Annotated in this window: 19 protein-coding genes; 8 read left to right on the top strand and 11 right to left on the bottom strand. The window is 57.5% G+C overall.

The genetic code is table 11. The features are described from left to right. Positions 1–35: 35 nt before the first annotated feature. Genes E8M78_RS19810 through E8M78_RS19800 form a run of 3 tightly spaced genes read right to left on the bottom strand, consistent with a single transcriptional unit; the run spans position 36 to position 2,334 of the window. Positions 36–620 carry an AAA family ATPase gene (locus E8M78_RS19810; RefSeq protein WP_137136684.1) on the bottom strand — a complete coding sequence of 195 codons (585 nt, stop codon included), beginning with the start codon at positions 618–620 and terminating at the stop codon, positions 36–38. After that, positions 617–1,207, bottom strand: a complete 591-nt coding sequence (locus E8M78_RS19805; protein ID WP_246658405.1) for a 3'-5' exonuclease — start codon at positions 1,205–1,207, stop codon at positions 617–619. The genes E8M78_RS19810 and E8M78_RS19805 overlap by 4 nt, the downstream gene beginning before the upstream one ends. Beyond that, complete coding sequence (locus E8M78_RS19800; RefSeq protein WP_246658404.1) at positions 1,198–2,334, bottom strand: radical SAM protein; 1,137 nt, start codon at positions 2,332–2,334, stop codon at positions 1,198–1,200. The genes E8M78_RS19805 and E8M78_RS19800 overlap by 10 nt, the downstream gene beginning before the upstream one ends. Positions 2,335–2,493: 159 nt before the next feature. Here E8M78_RS19800 and E8M78_RS19795 point away from each other — a divergent pair, with 159 nt between their 5' ends. Further along, positions 2,494–3,087: a hypothetical protein gene (locus E8M78_RS19795; RefSeq protein WP_137136683.1), complete on the top strand. Its 594-nt coding sequence runs from the start codon at positions 2,494–2,496 to the stop codon at positions 3,085–3,087. 99 nt (positions 3,088–3,186) lie between these two features. On the opposite strand, the gene E8M78_RS19790 is transcribed toward E8M78_RS19795, so the two are convergent. The 4 genes from E8M78_RS19790 to E8M78_RS19770 form a co-directional block, all read right to left on the bottom strand. After that, positions 3,187–4,197: an IS30 family transposase gene (locus E8M78_RS19790; RefSeq protein WP_137136682.1), complete on the bottom strand. Its 1,011-nt coding sequence runs from the start codon at positions 4,195–4,197 to the stop codon at positions 3,187–3,189. Positions 4,198–4,837: 640 nt separating this feature from the next. Continuing rightward, positions 4,838–6,667, bottom strand: coding sequence for a ThiF family adenylyltransferase (locus E8M78_RS19780; RefSeq protein WP_137136681.1), 1,830 nt, complete (start codon positions 6,665–6,667; stop codon positions 4,838–4,840). Beyond that, positions 6,660–7,706, bottom strand: coding sequence for a cyclic GMP-AMP synthase DncV-like nucleotidyltransferase (locus E8M78_RS19775; protein WP_137136680.1), 1,047 nt, complete (start codon positions 7,704–7,706; stop codon positions 6,660–6,662). Before E8M78_RS19775 ends, E8M78_RS19780 begins: the two co-directional genes overlap by 8 nt. A gap of 3 nt (positions 7,707–7,709) precedes the next feature. Beyond that, entirely contained in the window at positions 7,710–8,891 is a 1,182-nt protein-coding gene (locus E8M78_RS19770) for a CBASS cGAMP-activated phospholipase (RefSeq protein ID WP_137136679.1), read from the bottom strand. 100 nt (positions 8,892–8,991) lie between these two features. Here E8M78_RS19770 and E8M78_RS19765 point away from each other — a divergent pair, with 100 nt between their 5' ends. Continuing rightward, the gene (locus E8M78_RS19765) at positions 8,992–9,351 is read left to right on the top strand and encodes a helix-turn-helix transcriptional regulator (RefSeq protein ID WP_137136678.1); all 360 of its coding nucleotides are present in this window, start codon (positions 8,992–8,994) and stop codon (positions 9,349–9,351) included. 113 nt (positions 9,352–9,464) lie between these two features. Then, on the top strand, positions 9,465–10,229 hold the full coding sequence (locus tag E8M78_RS19760) for an ImmA/IrrE family metallo-endopeptidase (protein WP_246658403.1): 765 nt from the start codon (positions 9,465–9,467) through the stop codon (positions 10,227–10,229). Positions 10,230–10,247: 18 nt separating this feature from the next. Here the strand turns inward: E8M78_RS19760 and E8M78_RS19755 are convergent, their stop codons facing one another. Further along, positions 10,248–11,129 (bottom strand): hypothetical protein, encoded by an 882-nt coding sequence (locus tag E8M78_RS19755; RefSeq protein WP_137136676.1) that lies wholly within the window; start codon positions 11,127–11,129, stop codon positions 10,248–10,250. A 127-nt stretch (positions 11,130–11,256) separates the two neighbouring features. Then, a complete protein-coding gene (locus E8M78_RS19750; protein ID WP_170973488.1) occupies positions 11,257–12,396 on the bottom strand; it encodes an RHE_PE00001 family protein in 1,140 nt (379 codons plus the stop codon). Between the two features lie 190 nt (positions 12,397–12,586). On the opposite strand from E8M78_RS19750, the gene E8M78_RS19745 reads away from it, so the two are divergent. After that, positions 12,587–13,735, top strand: coding sequence for a site-specific integrase (locus tag E8M78_RS19745; RefSeq protein WP_137136674.1), 1,149 nt, complete (start codon positions 12,587–12,589; stop codon positions 13,733–13,735). A gap of 133 nt (positions 13,736–13,868) precedes the next feature. On the opposite strand, the gene E8M78_RS19740 is transcribed toward E8M78_RS19745, so the two are convergent. Then, entirely contained in the window at positions 13,869–15,248 is a 1,380-nt protein-coding gene (locus E8M78_RS19740; protein WP_137136673.1) for a transposase, read from the bottom strand. Positions 15,249–15,375: 127 nt separating this feature from the next. Here E8M78_RS19740 and E8M78_RS19735 point away from each other — a divergent pair, with 127 nt between their 5' ends. Next, entirely contained in the window at positions 15,376–15,585 is a 210-nt protein-coding gene (locus tag E8M78_RS19735) for a hypothetical protein (RefSeq protein ID WP_137136672.1), read from the top strand. Positions 15,586–15,724: 139 nt separating this feature from the next. Here E8M78_RS19735 and E8M78_RS19730 read toward each other — a convergent pair whose 3' ends face one another. Further along, entirely contained in the window at positions 15,725–16,789 is a 1,065-nt protein-coding gene (locus E8M78_RS19730; protein WP_137136671.1) for a substrate-binding domain-containing protein, read from the bottom strand. A gap of 243 nt (positions 16,790–17,032) precedes the next feature. On the opposite strand from E8M78_RS19730, the gene E8M78_RS19725 reads away from it, so the two are divergent. The 3 genes from E8M78_RS19725 to E8M78_RS19715 are packed head-to-tail and all read left to right on the top strand — an operon-like array spanning position 17,033 to position 20,073. After that, the gene (locus E8M78_RS19725) at positions 17,033–18,274 is read left to right on the top strand and encodes an extracellular solute-binding protein (RefSeq protein ID WP_210238155.1); all 1,242 of its coding nucleotides are present in this window, start codon (positions 17,033–17,035) and stop codon (positions 18,272–18,274) included. A gap of 10 nt (positions 18,275–18,284) precedes the next feature. Further along, positions 18,285–19,214 (top strand): sugar ABC transporter permease, encoded by a 930-nt coding sequence (locus tag E8M78_RS19720; RefSeq protein WP_137136669.1) that lies wholly within the window; start codon positions 18,285–18,287, stop codon positions 19,212–19,214. A gap of 1 nt (position 19,215) precedes the next feature. Beyond that, positions 19,216–20,073 carry a carbohydrate ABC transporter permease gene (locus E8M78_RS19715; RefSeq protein WP_137136668.1) on the top strand — a complete coding sequence of 286 codons (858 nt, stop codon included), beginning with the start codon at positions 19,216–19,218 and terminating at the stop codon, positions 20,071–20,073. Positions 20,074–20,076: the final 3 nt, after the last annotated feature.

Here is a 20,076-nt window from a genome sequence, read left to right as displayed (position 1 = left end):
AAAATCCGTACGTGGCGCGGGCGCGCTCCCCTCGCCTATTTTGCCAAGTGCCTCCGAACACTCGCCAAGACCTGATCCAACACTTCGTCACCATTGCTAGAGGTTAGGATGATAGGTTTCAGGGCCGCTTCCTCAGCGATCGCACGGATCTTGTTACCGGCTGCACTCCGAAATTCCTGGTTTTTGTCGCGCCCCTCGCCAAGAATAATTGCTGGATCAAGCAACGTCATGACAAGCACGTCGTAGTCGCCGGCGTGAGCGATGGCGATCGAGCGGAGTTCCTCGAGCTGCCGGTCCGGCAACGAACGCCCTGAGATTTCGAGAGCCGCGTGGAGATAACCAAGGGCGTCAAAAACCGGCCGGTCGACAAGAATAGCTTCGCTGGACAAGGCGGCTTCGACCTCCTGCCTCATGCCCTCTGCCATGATCCAAAGGGTGCTTTCGAAATTGTGGTCCGTTAGAATAGGGAAACCTCGGCCTCGAGCGGCTGTTGCCAAATCGCCCACCCTACCGATCCGAACTCCTTCCGCAGAAAGAAGAGTATGTAATTGCTCGAGAAAGGTTGATTTTCCGGTAGAATGCGTACCGGCGATGCCGACTTTCACTTTCCTTACGCTCATAGAAAACTCTCCTGCGCCTTGAAAAGAATATCGGCCTCACGAGCGCGAAAATCGCGCTCTTCTCGATCCAGCGGATCGAGCAACGAAGCAAACAGAAGTGCCGTCAGTGCGACATCGAACTGGGCTGAGTGGTGCTTCAGCCCTGTTTGACGCTCCGCCTCGGCGGTCAGGCCCAACGCGGAGCCGAGCTTCTCTAAACTATAGGAAGCGAGGCCGGGCCGGAGAGCCCGAGCGAGCTTCAAAGTATCAATTGCTGCTGACGGTTTCCATTCTGGAATTGAACGTCCAATGACGTCGAGCTCAACACGCACGTTGTGGCCGATAATTGCACTTCGGTCGGTCCACCTGACGATGTCTTCGACGATATCGTCGATATCCGGAGCACCTTCGACATCTTCGTCTGTGAGACCGTGTATCCTAGTCACAGCAGCGCTGATAGGTTGATCTGGCTTGACCAGCCAATGGAACGAGCGGCCACTTGGCCGCAGATCAACAAGCTCTAACAGAGCAATCTCGACAATCTCGGGAGGCGTCGCGCCGTTGCCCTCCACATCGACCACCCAGGCCTTTTCCCAAATCATTCCCATCCAACCTCCGCTCGGCCGTGCCGATTAAGCCTGTGGGGCTGCTCCCGGTCGTGGACCTGAAAGTTCAATGAATGTTGCATGAAATAGCGCTGGGCCTCGGAGCTGCCACTGACTTCGATGCGGCGATCCGAAATCTCGATTTCGTCAACGCACGCCAGTGATACCATCCGCGCGAGCTCTTTCACGGTTACCAAGTCAGGCGTATGGTGATGTTCGCCGCAGATCTTGCGCTGGGCTTTCGGACAGATGTCGCAGATTTCGCTTATACCGAAATGGCCATTGAAGTCGGGAACACCATGGGCGAAAGCGACACCACACGAGGTTTTGCGGAAGATCGGCTTGCCTTCAAAATGGGCTAGGATCCGACGTTCAGTTTCCCTCGGAAGGATCTTGCGCCTTGCTACGGCCGCGTAAAGGTCGGGGACTCCGACTTCCCGAAAAAAGGCACGAATTTCGTCCCGGTAAAATAGGCCCGTAAAGACTGTCGCGTCTGCCAAATCCGAAAGCTGGCGGGCGGATCGAAAGTGTCCAACCGTATCGTTCAAACCGGAGATGATCGGACGCCAGTAGAGTATCTTCTTTACGCGAGAGGCGGACTTGGCCAACACCCCCAGGCTCTCGGCGGCAATCGCCGAAGATACCGGTTCGACCCGTTCATCATCGATCCCTGACCAAGTAACCAGGATGGTCAGCTGAAGATTTTTCAGCGCTTCGAGACGTTGTACATCGGATGGCTCGATTCGCCAACGCGTGATCACCAGCACGGGATTGCTCAATCCTCGCCTGTCAAGAGCTTCGAGCGTCTTAAACAGATGCTTCTTCACTCCGGGAAGAAACGGGTCGGTCGCTCGGTTGAAAATCTGGATGGGTGTTACGCCAACTCGGAACGCCCAATGGCCGACCAGGTTCTGCACTGCGATTTCGTCATCAACAATGAGGTGGGGCCGTTTCATCGAAAAGTTGTCGAACAAGTGGCGCACGCAGTAGCCGCAGTCCAATGGGCACCCAACGATATGGTTGAGGCTCAGTCCTGATTTTCGATAGTCTATGTAATTGCGGAGGCTGGTCGGGAGATCGTCGGGTGCGCGACGAACCGACTTTGCACGCATGAAATCAACTTCAGCCAAAATCCCCTCCCCGACCACCATCTAACAGTGGACGAGAAGGAGAGAAAATACAAGGATGGCGAGCGAGGTTATTAACCGGGCTTTCAATCTTTGCGATAGTTCATCGAGCATATTTCGTTGGTCTGTGCATTTAAGAACGCTCGACATTGGAGGACAGTCATGGGCGAGGCAAGAAGTCGAAGGCAAATCTACGAGAGATCAAGGCAACGTCTGCTGGATCGCCACGGTGGCCAACATCGCATCGTCGCGGAATCAGCGGTTAATCTCTTCGATCGGTTTATCCTGCCGAACCATTTTACTGGCGCTTGCTATCAGATCACCATGACACTTGAGAAATATCTCGCGGAGGCGCATGGGATAGCTAGCAAAACCATTGTTGGGTACGTCAACGATGGCACCGACGACATTATGATCTCACATGCCTGGCTCGAATTCGACGGCATGAAGATCGATATTGGTCTCCATGTTGTGGACCGCCCCGACGTTACTCCGCCGGGCGCTGTTATCATCCTCGACGAGGCGATACGGCCGGGTGCGGCAGAATATAGCTATCATCTCTCGCGACCACCCGCTTCAATGGCCGTTATCGATCAGATGCTCAGGAATCCTTCCACCGCTCACGTCGCCCGTTGGAAGGAAGTTGAGCACGCAGACATGCTCGCTCGCAGCCGTGACACGGATCTGCGTGATATCTATCTCGCGGGAGCACCGGCGCAATCGAGCTTCGCGTCGATTACATCAGTGCTTCGATGAGACGGCAGCTCACAGATGCGTTTTCGCCCATAAGAGCGCGCTTAGTGCGGCGGCTTTCTGTGAGTTCATGGTGAAGCGCGACTCGCGGGCAGGGCGAAGCTATCTGGTATGCCTCAGCTGTGCGAGCAGCTTCTTGCGGAAGACTTCTGCCGGTGTCCTGTATCCCAGGCATTTACGAGGCGTCTCATTGAGCTGATTGCAGATCGCGACAAGATCCGCGTCGCTTACGGATAAGGGATCGACCTCTCTCGAAAGCCATTTTCGCGCTCGCCTGTTGGTGTTTTCGACCGTGCCTTTCTGCCAAGGCGATTGCGGGTCGCAGAACCAAGTCTGCGTGCCAATGCTGGCTTGCAGATAAGGCCAGTCTGTAAACTCAGTGCCGCGGTCGAACGTGATCGAGCGGCGGGCGAGGTGGGGCAGCGCCTGGAGCGCTTGCACAAGACCGTCCATAACGGGCCGAGATTGCCGATCATTGTGGCGCAGGAATATTGCGAACCGGCTGACTCGTTCGACAAGCGAGGTCACATTGGCTTTCCCAAACTTCTTCCGGAACTGGATCAGGTCACATTCCCAGTGACCAAACTGCTTGCGATCAGCAACAGCATCCGGGCGCCGCAGGATGTTCAGTTCAGGGCTAAACCTCTGCCCGTGCTTGCGTCTTGCATGTCGTGGGCGTCGTCGAGCGCGATGCTCTGGCAGGTGACGCCAAAGCTTGATTGCGTGTCCGTCGGCCGAGTAGGCGAACTTGTAGATCGTTTCGTGACTGACCGAGATCGGGTGCTGTTCCAGACGCATCCGGCCAGCGATCTGCTGGGGTGACCAACCATGCATGATCCGGTCGATAACGGACTGCCGGACATTTGAGAAGCGCACCAACTTCCGCAGCTTGGTGCGTCTTTCGCAAGCCATGCTGTGCGCGGTCACGCAGTAGTAGCCACTGAGATCAGATACGACCTTGTCGACGAACAGGTTGCGCTTGATCTCTCGAAAGATCGTCGAGCGATGTCGACCAAGCTTCTCGGCAATCACCTCGACACTTAGGCCAGCCGTTCTCCAGCGAGCAATCTTGCGACGTTCATCGAGGTCAATGTGGGAGTAGGTGCGTTCCATTGCATTCTCCTTGCGAGTGACAACCCATTGGTATCATTCGCAAGTCGCACTTCATCCTTGAACCCACCTTCGCCTCCTCCCGCGTCGGATAACTCTTCCTACCAGTCTGATGTCTCTCCGTTCCGCGACGCGCGACAGCGATCCCGAACCCTTCGGCCCGTTCAAAGACGGTAAGATTGAAGCCTTCTGTATTGAGGAAATGATTGCCGAGTTGCGAAACACGCCACGTCTTCCCCGCCCAGGATTTGCGCCGGCGGGCAATCAGACGCATTCCCGTCTCCCGTTGCTTCGGCCTAACGTAGTCATCCTCCATATGCTCTGCACAGACGCAGCCCACAGCAAGTGTCTCCGGATAGTCCGGATGCTCCATGTAGTGAACATAGCGCACATCAGCGCTTTCGCACATTTCGCATTCCTGCGACCGCGCTTCCAGATCATCGATGCCTACGCAAGTCCAACCTTTGTGTGGAATTCCTGGCGAAGACCACTTGCCCCGGCCGGTATGTACAATGCGATCTGCCATTTCCTGGCTCTCACATAATAAGGAGGCGTTCATTGCTTCCGCAGCGTGCCCACGCCTAAACTTCCGTTATCTCCCAGAGAACAATCAGCCCGAGGCTCAACGTTCTGGACGTCATTATTATTTATCAGGGGGCGGCCGGCGGCAACCGGCGCAACCGGGTCCGCTCCAGTTACGATCGACTATCCTACCATCCCCATCTTTTGTTCCGAACTCGGAACGCCACTCAGCGCTGTAGGCCCCACCCAGCATCCCAATGCGCTTTTGCGAAGCAGCAAAGATTCGATGGGAGGAGGTAGTCGGCGCGTCAAGCAAGCAGTCGAGCGCCATGTCGCTGGCCATCGCGTTCACGAACGAAAGCTCCACTGGGCCGTAAGGCTGGAAATGCGCACCGCACGCTGGCTCCTCCCTATTTTGACCAAGACCATCTGGCCAATCCACCACTTTGAAATCTGGGGTACCGGTACGCCCAAGATGGCATTGCAAGCATCCGCCATGTTCGGCTATTGCAACGGCATGCCCTGCGCAAGCGTGCGCCTCAGTCCAGCAATAGAGGACTGGCTTTTTCCTGCCTTGCTCAATATGCCAGTCGTTCAAAGCATGCTCCGCCGCCCAACTGCCCGTCGCCGAGATGATAAGATCGGCCTCGGAGAGCAATTCGGTGTCGAGCTGAAGGAGAGCGGTCATGCTGATTGACCGGCTTTCAATAAGAAGATGGGGGTAATCCATCTGCAAGCCCTCAGCCAGTGCAATCGCCTTGTTCTTGCCGATCGCCCTCGCCCCCAGAGGATGGCGGCCGACATTCGGCCAGCTTAACTCGTCGAGATCCACAAGAACGAGATGGCCGACCCCAGCTTGCGCCAGTGAGCAGGCGACGGGCGCCCCGACCGAACCGCAACCGATGACCACGACGGTGGAAGATAGAAGTCTCTCAGTTCGGGGATCCTGCCCTCGTCCGTGTATCCAGGCCGCATCCGCGCGCTGCACTGACGATCTCACGACGGGTGTCCTCCCGAAAAATCGCTGACTGATCAATACTGGCGGTGCCTTGCCGGCCCGAAACCCTTTCGTCACTGGCTCGGCAATCGGTGATGGCCGACTCTGCGCAAACTTCGGATTCAATGCCCGGACCGCAACAAGGCCAGCGCCGCCACGGCCTTCGGCGCCAATGACGGTGACAATCTCTTCAGGTATTTGCCGGGCTGCATCCTCGAGCGCCTCAACGGAATCCGGTCCTAATTCTGCCGCCAGCGAATAGAGGTCGGCCGCCGTGTCCGGGTACTGTGCGGGAAGCGGTGGGGTTTCCATCCAGAGGAACGTGCCCTGCGTAATTTTGCCCGTTGTGCTTTCACCGTACCGCCGCGCAACCCATGCCAGGAGCGCCTCCTCGTTTTCGCCAACGACAGTGATGCCCTCACCTTTCCAAACGCAGACGGAGCGCGATGGCGGTGCTGGGCGGATCAGGCTGAACAGTCGACTGCCATCGAAATGGGTCTTATAGGCCCAGTAGGTCAGAAACTCTTCCTTGAAATCCCGTTCAACGATATCGCCCTGCAACAACTCCTCGATCAACCGAACTGAGCGGATCAGGAGATTTTCGGCGACTGCCGTTGGGTCATCGGGATCAATCTCGGACATGTTCGGCAGCAAGCAAAGTATCCCGTCACCCTCAACATGCGGCCAGATTAAGGTCTCGGGATGATCGACCAATGCGGTCCGAACGGGAATCCTTGGAAAGGCTTGGGTCGCAACAACATCGATACGCCGTGTCTTGTCGTCGCTAAACACGATGGGCACCCTCCAGGCGGCGACCCAATTCCGTTTGGGATAGGAGGTCGAAATTGTGTGACCATCCAGCCGCTCTGGCGCCTGACCGAGGAGGTCCCGCAGCCGTGCCTCAAGCTGAAGCGCGGCCTGTCGCCATTTGAGCGATGGATTAAAGTCATGCATGGCGTCCGCCACCTGCACTGCTCACCGCAGCGGCAGCCGCCCCCGCCTGACCAAGAAGTGCCGCTGATCCGATGATCGCCGGCGCAAATGCGGCGGCCCGTTTCTCTTCCTCCAACCGTTCACTGAAGAAGGTCGTTGCGAAGACCTTGTCCCAGCATTTCAGGGCCTTCTCGCGGGTGCAGTCAGCGTCGAACAGAGGCGCAAGCATATCGATCGCATCGGTCAGCTTGTCGCGGAAAAATCGGGCGCGCGCGTCATCATTTCCGTTGGTGATGTAGCTGTCCGGCGTTACGGGATGGGCGATCTGCAAGTTCCAAGCGAGCCTGTTTCGGATCGACACCATCGTGTCATAGAACGCCTTGTCCTCACGGGTGGAATATTGGTAGCGCTCAGTCAAAAGGACGGTAATGCCGAAGCCGCTCAAGATCGACGACCGCCAGCTGAACCGGCTGCGCGCGAATTTTTTCAGGTCGCGATTGATGCGGCGCAGCTGGCGACCATCGGAAGAGTTCGAACGCTCGGTTTCATACCAGGCCGAAACATCGCGTGCGTCGGATCGCTTCCAGCCGCTGCTGGCAGCCAGCTCGTAGTGGTATACGTCTCCGAAGACCGTGGACGTCGTGACGCGACGATAGACGGGAAGATCGACGTGATAGCCCGCCTCATAGAAGATGCGAACGCAATTCGAACGCACCTCTGGTGCCCGCTTGAACTTTCCGTCGTCAACGGCATCACGCACCATCGAGCGCGCTTGGAGAGAGGTCATCTCGGCGCCACGCTCCCCGACCAGATCCTCCTTGGCGAAATAGACGCCGTCATCGATGTCGTAATCATTGTCAGGGTCGCGGACCATCGTCTTCATCGCGTAACTGCCCTGCTTAACGAATTCCAGAGGGCTGGCCTTGTTTGCCTTATACAAGCCGTTGCGCAAACGCGTGCGGTTGGCGTCACGCCGATTGCGCATCTTATCCTGCTCGGTCTGCGGCAGGGTCACATCCTGGTCGTGATAGGCCCGGACATCTTTTGAACAGTCGAACATGCCTTATCCTTTCCGGCCATCATCAGTCGGCCACACAACACCCGAGACCGGCATAGCCGGCAGATCATTCATCAGACGCGAGATCATTACCCCCTCAGGGTTGTTGCGATCGTCGCAGGCACTTTTCGTCAAATCCGCATCCGTGTGAGCCTGATGAACAAGTCGATCCATCGCCTCTGGACGGGTATCGTCCAAAGCGAGATAGGCCATCATGCTGGCGGGCACTGCCTTGTTAGGGAACCTGACGCGCCGGATCGAGCGTCCGCAGTCGCTCATCGCATTGGCGAGAAGGCGCGCCATATTGTCGAATGCAAATTCCTGTGCGGAAATGCTCAACGGGGCGACGTCGGCTCCGAGGGACCAGTCCAGCATCGACCGATGAGCCGATTCCTCATCAAGGTGATCGCCCTCGGGACGCGGGCAGGTCCCGAGCGAGTAAATTTCTATAGGCTGATCGGGTCCCGCAATGGTCAGGGCATCGACGAGACCAACCATGATAGGGTTGTTCGCCCAGAGTCCGCCATCGGCGAAGACCTGCTTCGGTCCGCCAACCGAATTGGGGTCATCAATGGCAGCAAGCGACCGGTAGATTGGCGCGGCACTTGTCGCCATGCAGACGTCGACAAGAGGATAGAGATCGTCCCTTACACCGCTGCGGGGCGTCTTTTTGAAAACCCACGCTCGATGCGTGCTCATCAGAACCGCAGGGATGGAAAGGGAAATATTACGCCTCTGGAAGACGTCGAGCATCGTCCTGGTGCCAAGAACAGCTGTCAGGGCCTCGCGCAGTGCTTTATCACCTTGGCGCACGTAGGTGCTGCCGCGTCCCGCGCGAAAGAGCGCGCTGCGCTTTCCAGTAATGCGATGGGGAAAGATCTTAGGCCCGTGATCGCGATATAGGCTGACGACCTCTTGCATCGGGCGTCCGACAGCAAGGGCGCATCCGACGATGGCGCCAGTGCTCGTACCAGTGATGAGATCGAAGCCTGCGCCGAGATCGAGCGCGGCTGTGCCGCGAATTCGCGCGAACTGATCAGTAAGCCGCGCGAGAAACGCGGCGGTGTAGATCCCGCGCATTCCACCACCGTCGAGGCTAAGGACACGGAACGGGCGCTTGAGCGGCGAAACGTCCCCTTTATCTGGCGACGTGGCACCTGCAACTTCATCTGAACTACCGGCCACCATCGCTTCTTTCTCTTGGACTTGTCGTGTTCGACATGAGATAACTGTCTAACCATATATGATTTGGTTTACAAATCGTCAAGATTTACATGCCGGAGTAGACATGCCAGAAAAAGAGAACCCGTCGCAGATTTTTCAGGAACGGCTGAAAAGTGCCCGGATTCTGAGGGGTTACAATCAGGATGAACTCGCAAAAAGAGCAGGGATGCCAGCGAGCTCCATTGCTCATTTTGAGACAGGCACACGCAAGCCGTCGTTCGACTCACTACGCCGACTCGCAAATGCTCTCGAGATTACGACTGATTACCTGCTGGGGCGATCCGAAGAGCCAGAGCTTGCGAAGGATGGCGATCCTCTCTTCCGTGACATGAGCAAGCTGACAGGAAATGACCGTGAAATTGCAAAAGACTTTTTGCAAATGCTCGCGCGGCGCGCGGCTGAGAAAAAGGGTTCGGGTGGATGAGCAAGGTATTCAGTCTTAAGATGGCACGGCAAGCTGCTGAGGCTCTGCTCAAGGAGGAGGAACTCCTATCGCTTCCGGTTGATCCTTTTGCGATTGCCGCAAGCCGCGACATCATGGTGGAGGGTAAACCCGAAAACGTCGATGGTGTTTCAGGGATGCTGCTCCGACACGGAAACGACTTCGGCATCGTCTACGCGACCCATATCCGCAGCGAAGGGTTTCAACGATTCAGCGTCGCCCACGAGCTTGGCCATTATTTTCTTCCGGGTCATGTGGATCAGGTTATTCAGAACGGCATTCACGTTTCTCGCGGCGGATTTGTCACCAATGATCCTTACGAGCTTGAAGCCGATCACTTCGCGGCTGGGTTGCTGATGCCGGAACAGCCGTTCCGCAAGGAGATTGACCGCCGGGAACCTGGCTTGTCGGCGATCGAAGCAATCGCTGATCTTTGCGTCGCCTCAAAGACGGCCGCGGCAATTCGATATGCAGAAGTCAGCGAGGCTGCTACCGCAGTAATCATGAGCACCGCCGGTGTCGTTGATTACTGCTTCATGTCCGAGGCCATGAAATCTCTCCCAAAACTCGACTGGCTTCGAAAGGGTATCAAGTTGCCCTTAGGTACGGTGACGTCCACGCTTGCTGCTGATCCGAGGCGCGTCGCTGCCGGCGAGCGGGTAAAAGATGAGATCGATGTCCGAGAGTGGTTGGGAGGCCACACGCGCGAGACAGTTAAGGAAGAGTCCCTTGGTCTTGGCGCCTACGGAAAGGTGCTGACTATTCTCACCTCGACCAAGATTGGGCAAGAATTGGAGCCCGACGAGGACGACGAGCAGCAGGAATTGATTGATAGCTGGACCCCACGCTTCAAGCATTGAATGGTTGTATCCAGTTGGTCAGAAGGGCGGCTTTGGCGTCACCTGCGCAATTTCTGCCCCGAACCTCGTCTCGACATTGTTCACCAACTCGCTAATGTTTTTGCGCACATCAACGATATAGGTAGCATCGACTTCATCCAAGACGACACCATCGTTGTCCTTTCCATCGCGGTGAACGCAATGGTGACGATTGATCATTGCCGCTTTAAGAAAAGTCTTGCTGGGTTCATCCACGAAGGGTGTGGTGCCAAGAGCTGCGATGTAAAGCTTCTCAACCTCATCCAGCTCATGGTAAAGCTTATTTTTTAAGAAGATGACGGTTTTTTCGTTCATCAGCCTCGGATTGCCAGCGAAGGCGGACAGCGGATATTTTTGCTGGCTGAGGCTGGTGTAGCCTAAAATGAGGTTCGCCCGAATCTTGTCGCTTGCAACCAATGTAATAAGCCGGTCGCAAAGGTAGGCCTCCATCATCGCCACGTGCTGCAGCAGCATCATGCGATGGAACATCGGATAGCTTTGCAAGACTCCCGCGTTCTTCAGCATCTCATCGAGCAATTCCAGCGAATGCACGTAGCGGCTAAACGGCTCTTTCGGCACATACGATTTCAGGTACTCGTCGTAGTCGTATTCGCCATAGTCTGGCTCGGAAGGTACATCCAGATCTACAGTAATACTCGCGTCTTCAACGACCTCCGCGTCGTACTGGCCGAGCATATTGCTAATTTCAACGGTATACTCCATGCGACAGTTCGGGCATTCAATGGCAACGTCCTCGCACCCGCGACCATCCGAATGCACTTCCGCACTATAGTCATAACCAGGAAGGTCGAAGTCATCGACCTCGATCTGCTCGGCGCAGCGGCCGCATTCAAAGCTTAGTGTGGGAATCTTTTGCGCCATCGATCGCTCCTGTCCTTGCGATATGAGCACGAAGCGAACAGTAGTGAAAGAGTGAATCCGAGCCTCAATAACAGAAGCTTGCGTCATCGAAAGTGTGCATTCCGTCATCGTTACAGAGACGTTGCGGTCACATAACTCCCCACGCGCGAAACCTCCCCCTCCCCGTCATCTCGCGCAGGCCGAGCTCCGCAACAATCCGCCGCGCCGCCTGCGGCGTGACATCGAGCGCTTTCGCGACCATCCCGGCCGATACGAGCGGTTTTGCCATGACGAGCTCGACCAGTTCCGGTAATTTTGACGACGTCCGGCGCCCCTCCAGCTTTCGGTCCAACATCGTCTTCGCCAGCGTCAGCCGGTCGTGTTCCTTCATGCCGATCTCGGCGGCCGCGATCAGTCCGTGGGCGATGGCGAGTAGTCTCGTCTCCCGGTCGCGATGCCGACGACGACCGACAGGAATGGTTTTCAGGCCGAGATTGATGGCGGCCAGATGCGCCCCTGAGGTAATCCCGGCCTGGCGCAGGATGGACGCGCAAAACAGCCGGCCGAGCCAGGGGGCGTGCTGCAAGACGGACAGCTCGTTCCAGGCGTCGAGGGCAACGATCGCCTGGAGCATCACCGGCAGGTGTTCGGCTTGGCGCAGCATACCACGCCATTCGTCGAGCCGGGCATCTTCGTCCCAGTCGAGATCATAGACGAGAGAGTCTCGTTCGCGGGTATCGGCGCGCCCGGGCCGCCTTGCCTGCTCGATCGCGGCTTCCGACCGAGCTAGCAGCGCATCGATGGCGGCATAGTCGACACCGGGCAGATCTTTGGCGTCATTACCATCATCCCCCTCCCCTTCCGCACGCTCTGGAGCTGCGCGCTGGATGGTGTCGGCCTTCGGCGCATCGTCAGGGACGACGGATGTGATTTCGGATGTCTGCCGGAGCGTCCGAACGCCTTCGGCCGACAGCGCCCAATCCGGCGACTGCGCACCGATGCGCCGGCGGGTGCGAAGAACGTCGCGGGCGATGGTGAGTTCATGGGTGGGCGTCCGAATATCGCAGGTGGCGTCGTGGAGGACGAGGTCTTCGAGATGGACGAGCTCGCCGTCTATCCATAGCGAGGCACAGGCATCGGCGAAATTTTGCCGTTCGATCCAACCCTGACCGACCGGAGAACGGGCGATGCGCTCGTCGAGTCGGGTCAGAGCGACACCGGCGTCGAAAGCCGGCCGCATCAGGTCGCCCATGCTGATTTTCGCAAGATCGTAAGCCATTGAAATCATGGTAAGTGATTTGCTAAAGGAACTCTATCTTAATATTGTGGTTCCTCACATAGGATACTCGACGGTTGGCGTCATAACCACCGATAAGTAACCCTTATCGATGGTGATTGATTTCCTGGCGCAAATCAGAAAGAATCCGGTCCAATCCACGGTCCCTCGGCCGTCGAAACCGTCGATCCGGAGCATTACTGTGGCCAAATCAGACAACTCCAAGACCGCCATCGATCGCCGCGCCGACGAACTCGACGCCATCGCCAGCGTGCTGCCGATTGACCGGCGCGACGAACTGGCCGAACTGCTTACCGACCAGGACATCGAAACGCTGCGCCATCTGGTCAATGAGGGCATGGGCGAAAACACCCTGCGCGCCCTCACCTCCGATCTTGCCTATCTGCAGGCCTGGTCGCTCGTAGCAACCGGCGCCTCCCTCCCCTGGCCAGCGCCCGAAGCCTTGGCTCTCAAATTCGTTGCCCATCATCTCTGGCAGCCCGAACAGCGTGAGATCGATCCTCACCACGGCATGCCGGCCGCCGTCGAGCAGAGCCTACGCGAACAGCGGTTCCTTCGATCCTCCGGCCCGCATGCACCCGACACGGTGCGCCGGCGGCTGGCCACCTGGTCGACGCTGACGAAGTGGCGCGGCCTGACCGGCGTCTTCTCATCCCCTTCGCTAAAATCGGCGATACGCCTCGCCGTTCGGGCGACGCCGCGGCCAAGGAAACGCAAGAGCGCGAAGGCCGTCACCGGCGACGTGCTGGCTAAGCTGCTCGCGACCTGCAGCACCGACAGCCTTCGTGACATCCGCGACCGGGCAATCCTGATGGTGGCTTTTGCCTCGGGCGGCCGTCGTCGCAGTGAGATTGCCGGTCTGCGCAGGGAGCAGCTCACCGTTGAGCCACCCATCACCGTCGAGGGTGCCCCTCCCCTCCCCTCTCTCGCTATCCACCTCGGTCGCACCAAGACGTCAGGTGCCGAAAGCGATGAGGTCGTTTATCTGACCGGCCGACCGGTGGAGGCGCTCAACGCCTGGCTTGCGGCTGGGAGAATCGAAAGTGGGAGCATTTTTCGGAAGGTCGATCGTTGGGGCAATGTTTCTAAGTGGGCGCTGGAGCCAAGTGCGGTCAACCATATCGTCAAGCAGCGGGCGGCGATGGCGGGGCTGGAGCCGGGAGAGTTTTCTGCGCACGGTTTGCGATCGGGATATCTGACGGAAGCCGCCAATCGCGGTATCCCCCTACCCGAAGCTATGGAGCAGTCAAGACATCGCTCCGTTCAACAAGCATCGAGCTATTACAACAGCGCTACAAGGAGGAGCGGCCGGGCAACAAGGCTCCTCTGATGTCCGGTGTCGGCCGATATCGTTGAAAAACTCGAGGGAGTATCTGCTCGTCCGTCAGTTTGGGCCTTTTTCGGCAGCGGGCTACGCGTTGTCGTTCCCCGCGCCTCGGCGCAGGGTATTATCTACGCCGCCGTCAGGCGGCGATAGCGCCTTGCGGCGTATGCGGTGGTCGCAACTTTGCGAGCCTCCTCAGATTTTGGGCGGTCGCCGCAAGCAGGAATTCATCGCGGGCACCGCATGGACCTCGCAGTCTTAGCCGTGCCATTCGCAGAATACGCTTGAGATGAGCGAAGAGCATCTCAACCTTCTTGCGCCGATGGCATGACCGCTCGTATTCGGGCGTGGTTGCAATTGTTCGTGCGACATCGCGGGCATCCTCGTGGATGTCCCGCGGCACCTTGCGCATCGGCACGTTTGGACAGCAGCGCGGCTTTAGTTCGCACGCATCGCAGTCCTTCTTTCTTGCCCTGTAAAGTCGCGTGCCTTCAGCGGTAATGCCCGATCTCGGCGTGTCGTATGTCCGGTGGAATTGTTTCAATTCCTTGCCGGCCGGGCAGATGTAGCGGTCGTTCTCGGCCTCCCAGGTGAAGTCGGATCGTGAGAAAGTCCCGTCGGTCCGCTGCGACTTGTCGAAGACAGGGATATGCGGCGCGATCTTCTTCTCCTTGACGAGCCAGGCAAGGTTGTCGGCAGAGCCATAGGCGCTGTCGGCGACGACGTATTCCGGCTTCAGACCGAACCGATCTTCCGTTCTCTGGATCATCTTCCGGGACGCGCCGACCTCGGCCTGGCGAATAGCGCGTGTGGCCTCCACATCGAGGATGACACCGTGGTCCGTATCAATCAGGTAGTTTGCGGCATAGGCGAAGAACGCATGGCCTTTATGTGCTCCGGTCCACTGAGCCGCCGGATCGGAGGGAGAGATAAACTTCGGCGTCACAGGCGATGCTGCGCCGAACGCTGCATCATCGAGCACCGACAGATACTCCCGAACCGAGCGACTGGCTTTGTCCTTGACATCCCACTCCGCGCCGGGGACCGAACGTTGCTTGTTGGCGTCGGCGGCGATCAGGCTGGCATCGACAGCGAACCCTTCTGCTCCGACCAAGCCCTGAGCCAGGCACCGCTCCACCACCGTTTCGAACATATGACGCAGGATGTCGCTTTGCCGGAAGCGACCATGTCGGTTCTTCGAGAAGCTGGAATGGTCTGGCACCTTCCCGTCCAGACCGAGCCGGCAGAACCAGCGATAGGCAAGATTTAAATGAACCTCTTCGCACAACCGTCTCTCGGAACGGATGCCCATGCAGTAGCCGATGATCAGCATCCGCATCATCAGTTCTGGATCGACGGACGGCCGTCCAGTGCCACTGTAGAACGGCTTCAGCCGCGCCCGCACACCATCAAGATCAAGATGGCGGTCAATCCCGCGGAGCAGATGGTCAGCAGGAACGTGATCATCGAGGCAGAAGTCGTAGAAGAGCTGCGCCGGAGCCGTCTGACATCCCATCATCGCTCAATCCTCCGCAAATCAATGGGAGGATTGAATCAGGGAGGCTCAACAAAAGCAACCCTGAATTGAGAACTCAGCAGTTTAACCACTGGGAGAGCTTGCACAGACAATCCGTTGGTAGATACCAATGAAACACAGACAACGACATGCAGCGGGAAACAAAATGCGCCCAGCTTTTAGATATATTGCAGCAGCAATTGGATTTGGCGTCCTTATCAGCGTTGGCGTGGTCGTGAAGGGACTGATTGATGCCAACGACTACATTGACCGCTGCGCTGACGAAACCTCCGGACGATACATTTTTGACAATGAGGCGCGAGTCACCGCCTGCAAATGATCGAATAACCGCCAGACGAACGAATACGAGTTTTTCAACAGTATCGGCCCATTGCGGTCATGCCAATTGGGGTCGATTCCGGCAGGGGGCGAAATGACACCCTTAGCCTAATATCGTCCACTACGCTTCCGTCCGCGCATCAGCGATGATGCCTGTGCAGCCCGACGGATTCCCTAAGAATCAGGTCCACCTCTGCAACTTCCCTTGTGGGCTCTTTGTTGCCCTTTGTCTCGACGAGGTTGATCAGGGTCTCGGCGAGGTGCTCTCCTGCTTCGCGCACCGACCTGAAGGTAGAAGTCAACGGCGGATCAAAGTCAGCGGGCCTGATGCCGCGAAGGCCGTCATCGTGGCAAACGACGGAGACGTCCTGCCCCACCCGCAGCCCGCGTTCGGTGGCGGCCCGATAGACGCCCTGGGCCAGGAATACCGATCCGCAGAGGAATGCGGTCGGCGGGTTTTCTGAACCCAGGAGCGCGGTCGCAAGATCGTATCCCGCCTGCTCCGTCATTGGGGTTTCGAACATCATATCCGGATCGGGAACCCTTCCGCGGCCCTCAAGGGCCCTACGGTAGCCTTCGCGTCGCGCGTTGGCATAGCGAAAGCGCAGGAAGGAATTCAAAACGGCGATCCGCTCGTGGCCGTAGTCGAGCAGTAGTCCTCCAAGCTTCTCGAATACGGCAGCGTTGTCGATGTCGATGAAGGAATAGGGCAGATCCGCGTCGCTGCGTCCATGCACGACGAAGGGAATGCCGAGGTCGTGCAATAGCGGGATGCGCGGATCATCGACGAGCGGGCGCGTGATTATGATGCCGTCGACGGTCCTTGATGTTGCGAGCTTGCGAAGAACCTCCTGCTCATTGTCCGAAAACGGCGTCAGCAGAAGGCTGTAGTTGCGGCGCGTCACGACATCGCTGATGCCGGTCAATACGTCGACGAAATTCGTCTGCGCTAGTTGAAGCCGTTCGAGCGGGAAGACCAGACCGATCGCCTCGGTCCTACCCGTGGCCAGGCCGCGGGCACGGACATTGGGGCTGTAGCCCAGCCTTTCAGCAGCAGATGTCACACGCCTGCGCGTGCTTTCGGGGATCGAGTGATGCGCGCGCAACGCGCGGCTTATAGTGGACTGGGACAAACCCAGTTCTTCGGCCAAAGTCTTCAGGTCGACACGTTGCGATTTACGCAAAGGCTTGCTTTGGTCGACCATTTTCCCTCCGGTGAGGCTAGGTTTTTCTTTTCAGGTGAGCGCCATCTGAACGTAAAAACAATACAGGTGAATGATTTAAATTCAATATCTTATTGCATTTTGTCCGACAATTCAGTGTTCCTTGACAAATCTTCTGCCTTCTGCAAATTTACGCAAGCGCTTGCGTAGCGCTGTGGAGAGGTCTCAAAGGGAGGATTGACGATGCTGCACGCGTCGACTCGTGGTCTGTTTTCATCGGTAAAAATGCTGTCAGCCGGAGCGCTTGCGCTCGGGCTTCTCGCCGCCCATCCTGCATCGGCGGTCGAAATCGAATACTGGCAATATGTCTTCGAAAGCCGCGTCAAGGCGATGGATGAGCTGATCAAGGAATTTCAGGCCGAAAATCCCGGCATCACCGTCAAACAGGTGACCTTCCCTTATGCCGATTATCAGACGCGCGTCGTCGCGGCCAAGGCTGCCGGCAAAGGGCCGGACGTGGTGCAGCTCTTCTACGGCTGGCTTGACAATTTCGTCGCTGGCGGCCTGGTCCAGCCGCTCTCAAAGGAGAAGTTTCCTGCCGCCACCATTGAGAAGGACTTCTTCCCGATCGTTTCTGCAATGAAACGGGGGAACGACTATTATGGGTTGCCGACCGCAGTGCGTTCGATGGCACTGTTCTACAACAAGAACCTGTTCAAAGCAGCGGGCCTCGACCCAAACAAGCCACCTCAGACTCTCGATGAACTGCTCAAGGCCGCCCAGGCTACAACAAAACGCGACAGTGCCGGCAATTTCCAGACAGCGGGAATTGCCTTCGACATCGCCCGCCAGGATCACAATTGGTGGCGGGAGATTCTCGTTCGCCAGTTCGGCGGCGCACCCTATTCCGCCGACGGGACGAAGGTCGCCTATGACAGTGAAGCCGGCCGCAAGGCACTAGAATTCTACACCGGCCTCCAGACCAAAGAGAAGGTTGGGCGGGAAGGTTTCATGGATGAGGGGCAGGCGGCGTTCCGCGGAGGCCTGGCGGCTATGGTCATCGATGGCACGTTCCGACTGGCCTCATTCAACACGATCTCCGGCTTTGAATGGGGTGTAGCGGAGTTGCCGGCTGCCGCGGATGGAACGCGCTCGAACTATGCCAGCTACTTCGCCAATGCCATCGGTGGCACGGCCAAGGGCGAGAAACTCGAAGCGGCCCAAAAATTCCTCGCCTTCATCACGTCCGAAAAAGCAATGAACGTGTGGCTCGAGAAAGTTGGCGAACTGCCGGCACGTAAGACCGTGGCGCTGTCGGAGAAGAACCTCGCAAACCCGATCTACGGGCCGTTTATCCGAGGCCTCAACTACGCACACACGACGCTATTTGTCGATGAAGCTGCCCAGCGCCAGATATCTATCGACATGGTCAACTCAGTGCTCCTGCAGGGAACGTCCGCCTCTGCCGCGCTGAGTGCGGCGGCCGTCAAGGAACAGCAGCTTATCGACAAGCGCAAGGCCAACTGAGGACCGAACCATGTTAAACCAATCGACAGTCGGCGTGGGGCAGAAGCCCCGCGCGTGGGACCGGTTGTCCATCTCGACCAAGCAGATCGTCTGGGCCTGGACATTCCTGGCCGTGCCGATCCTTTTCTTCTCGGTCGTGCGCTTTTACCCCACGGCAGAAGCGTTCTATCTCTCCTTGACGGACTGGGACTTCCTGCGTCCAGCAAGCTTCATCGGCCTTGAGAACTATCGAACGCTTCTTGCTGATCCGCTATTCTGGCAGGTGTTCCGCAACACCTTCACCTATCTCCTGATCGGCACGCCAATCAGCATCGTCTTATCCTTCGTGATTGCCTATTATCTCGATCGCATCGAATTCGGCCATGCCTTCATCCGCGCGCTCTATTTCCTGCCTTTCCTCACCACGGCTGCCGCCATGGCCTGGGTATGGCGATGGTTTTACCAGCCGCCGCCGATCGGCATTATCAACAGCCTTCTGGGCATGTTCGGCCTTCCTGCGCAGCCATTCCTACGCTCCGTAGACCAAGGCCTTCCGGCGATCATGGCAACGGCAATCTGGGCCGGCCTCGGCTTCCAGATCATCATCTTCCTCGCAGGGCTCAGGGCGATCCCTGCCACTTATCACGAAGCGGCGCGCGTCGATGGACTGGGCGAATTTGCCATCCTCCGCAAGATCACTCTCCCGCTCCTGAAACCAACTACGATCTTCCTCGTTGTGTTCTCGTCCATCGGGTTCCTGCGCATTTTCGATCAGGTCTACAACATGACGAGCAACGATCCGGGAGGACCGCTCAACACGACGAAACCGCTCGTGCTGATGATCTACCAGACGGCTTTCTCGTCCTACCAGATGGGTTATGCCTCCGCCCAAACCGTCGTCCTATTCCTGATCCTGTTTGCCATTTCCATGGGACAGCTCTGGATCTTGAGGAGCCGCTGACATGACCACAGCACCCGCATCCATCGTTACGGCGGCAACCAAGTATCGCTTCCGCCCGGGCCTGATCGTCGCCTGGACGTTGCTGTTCATCGGCGGCATCATCATGGTTACACCGCTGATTTTCATGTTCTCGACCTCGCTGAAGTCCGCGGGTCAGATCTATGATCTCCGGCTCATCCCCGCGTCGCCGACGCTCGACAACTATATCCGCGTGCTCTCTGATGGCCGTTTCGTCCGTTGGTTCCTGAACTCCAGCCTGATTGCCGTCGTTGTCACGGTCTCCTGCCTGTTCTTTGACAGCCTGGTTGCCTACACGCTGGCGAAATTCAACTTCGCCGGCCGTAAGGTGATCTTCCTGGCGATCCTCTCGACGCTGATGATCCCGACCGAAATGCTGGTCATCCCATGGTATCTGATGTCGAGTAAATTAGGCTGGCTCGATAGCTATTGGGGCATCATGTTCCCCGGCATGATGACAGCATTCGGGGTGTTCCTGATGCGCCAGTTCTTCGAAACCGTGCCGAACGATTTCCTCGAAGCAGCGCGGGTGGACGGGCTGAACGAATTCCAGATCTGGTGGAAGATCGCCATGCCGCTGGTGACGCCTGCCCTTTCGGCGCTCGCCATCTTCACCTTCCTCGGCAACTGGACGGCGTTCTTCTGGCCGCTGATCGTGACCACCGACAAGGACCTCTACACATTGCCGGTCGGGCTTTCGAGCTTCGCCGTCGAGCAATCCATTCAATGGGAAATGATCATGACGGGGGCGGCCATCGCCACCATCCCAACGCTGCTCATTTTCCTCTTCTTCCAACGCTACATCGTTCGCGGCGTCATGCTCGGCGGCGTGAAGGGATAAGAC

This window comes from Rhizobium sp. FKY42, from assembly GCF_005222835.1.
GTDB lineage: Bacteria > Pseudomonadota > Alphaproteobacteria > Rhizobiales > Rhizobiaceae > Neorhizobium.
Note: the sequence above shows the minus strand (reverse complement) of the source record. Positions and strands in the feature narration are given on the sequence as shown.

Excerpts from the sequence above, each read along its gene's own strand:
- E8M78_RS19810 (WP_137136684.1), bottom strand. The coding sequence starts at position 620 with ATGAGCGTAAGGAAAGTGAAAGTCGGCATCGCCGGTACGCATTCTACC.
- E8M78_RS19805 (WP_246658405.1), bottom strand. The coding sequence starts at position 1,207 with ATGGGAATGATTTGGGAAAAGGCCTGGGTGGTCGATGTGGAGGGCAAC.
- E8M78_RS19795 (WP_137136683.1), top strand. The coding sequence starts at position 2,494 with ATGGGCGAGGCAAGAAGTCGAAGGCAAATCTACGAGAGATCAAGGCAA.
- E8M78_RS19790 (WP_137136682.1), bottom strand. The coding sequence starts at position 4,197 with ATGGAACGCACCTACTCCCACATTGACCTCGATGAACGTCGCAAGATT.
- E8M78_RS19780 (WP_137136681.1), bottom strand. The coding sequence starts at position 6,667 with ATGCATGACTTTAATCCATCGCTCAAATGGCGACAGGCCGCGCTTCAG.
- E8M78_RS19775 (WP_137136680.1), bottom strand. The coding sequence starts at position 7,706 with ATGTTCGACTGTTCAAAAGATGTCCGGGCCTATCACGACCAGGATGTG.
- E8M78_RS19770 (WP_137136679.1), bottom strand. The coding sequence starts at position 8,891 with ATGGTGGCCGGTAGTTCAGATGAAGTTGCAGGTGCCACGTCGCCAGAT.
- E8M78_RS19765 (WP_137136678.1), top strand. The coding sequence starts at position 8,992 with ATGCCAGAAAAAGAGAACCCGTCGCAGATTTTTCAGGAACGGCTGAAA.
- E8M78_RS19760 (WP_246658403.1), top strand. The coding sequence starts at position 9,465 with ATGGTGGAGGGTAAACCCGAAAACGTCGATGGTGTTTCAGGGATGCTG.
- E8M78_RS19755 (WP_137136676.1), bottom strand. The coding sequence starts at position 11,129 with ATGGCGCAAAAGATTCCCACACTAAGCTTTGAATGCGGCCGCTGCGCC.
- E8M78_RS19750 (WP_170973488.1), bottom strand. The coding sequence starts at position 12,396 with ATGATTTCAATGGCTTACGATCTTGCGAAAATCAGCATGGGCGACCTG.
- E8M78_RS19740 (WP_137136673.1), bottom strand. The coding sequence starts at position 15,248 with ATGATGGGATGTCAGACGGCTCCGGCGCAGCTCTTCTACGACTTCTGC.
- E8M78_RS19735 (WP_137136672.1), top strand. The coding sequence starts at position 15,376 with ATGAAACACAGACAACGACATGCAGCGGGAAACAAAATGCGCCCAGCT.
- E8M78_RS19730 (WP_137136671.1), bottom strand. The coding sequence starts at position 16,789 with ATGGTCGACCAAAGCAAGCCTTTGCGTAAATCGCAACGTGTCGACCTG.
- E8M78_RS19725 (WP_210238155.1), top strand. The coding sequence starts at position 17,033 with ATGCTGTCAGCCGGAGCGCTTGCGCTCGGGCTTCTCGCCGCCCATCCT.
- E8M78_RS19720 (WP_137136669.1), top strand. The coding sequence starts at position 18,285 with ATGTTAAACCAATCGACAGTCGGCGTGGGGCAGAAGCCCCGCGCGTGG.
- E8M78_RS19715 (WP_137136668.1), top strand. The coding sequence starts at position 19,216 with ATGACCACAGCACCCGCATCCATCGTTACGGCGGCAACCAAGTATCGC.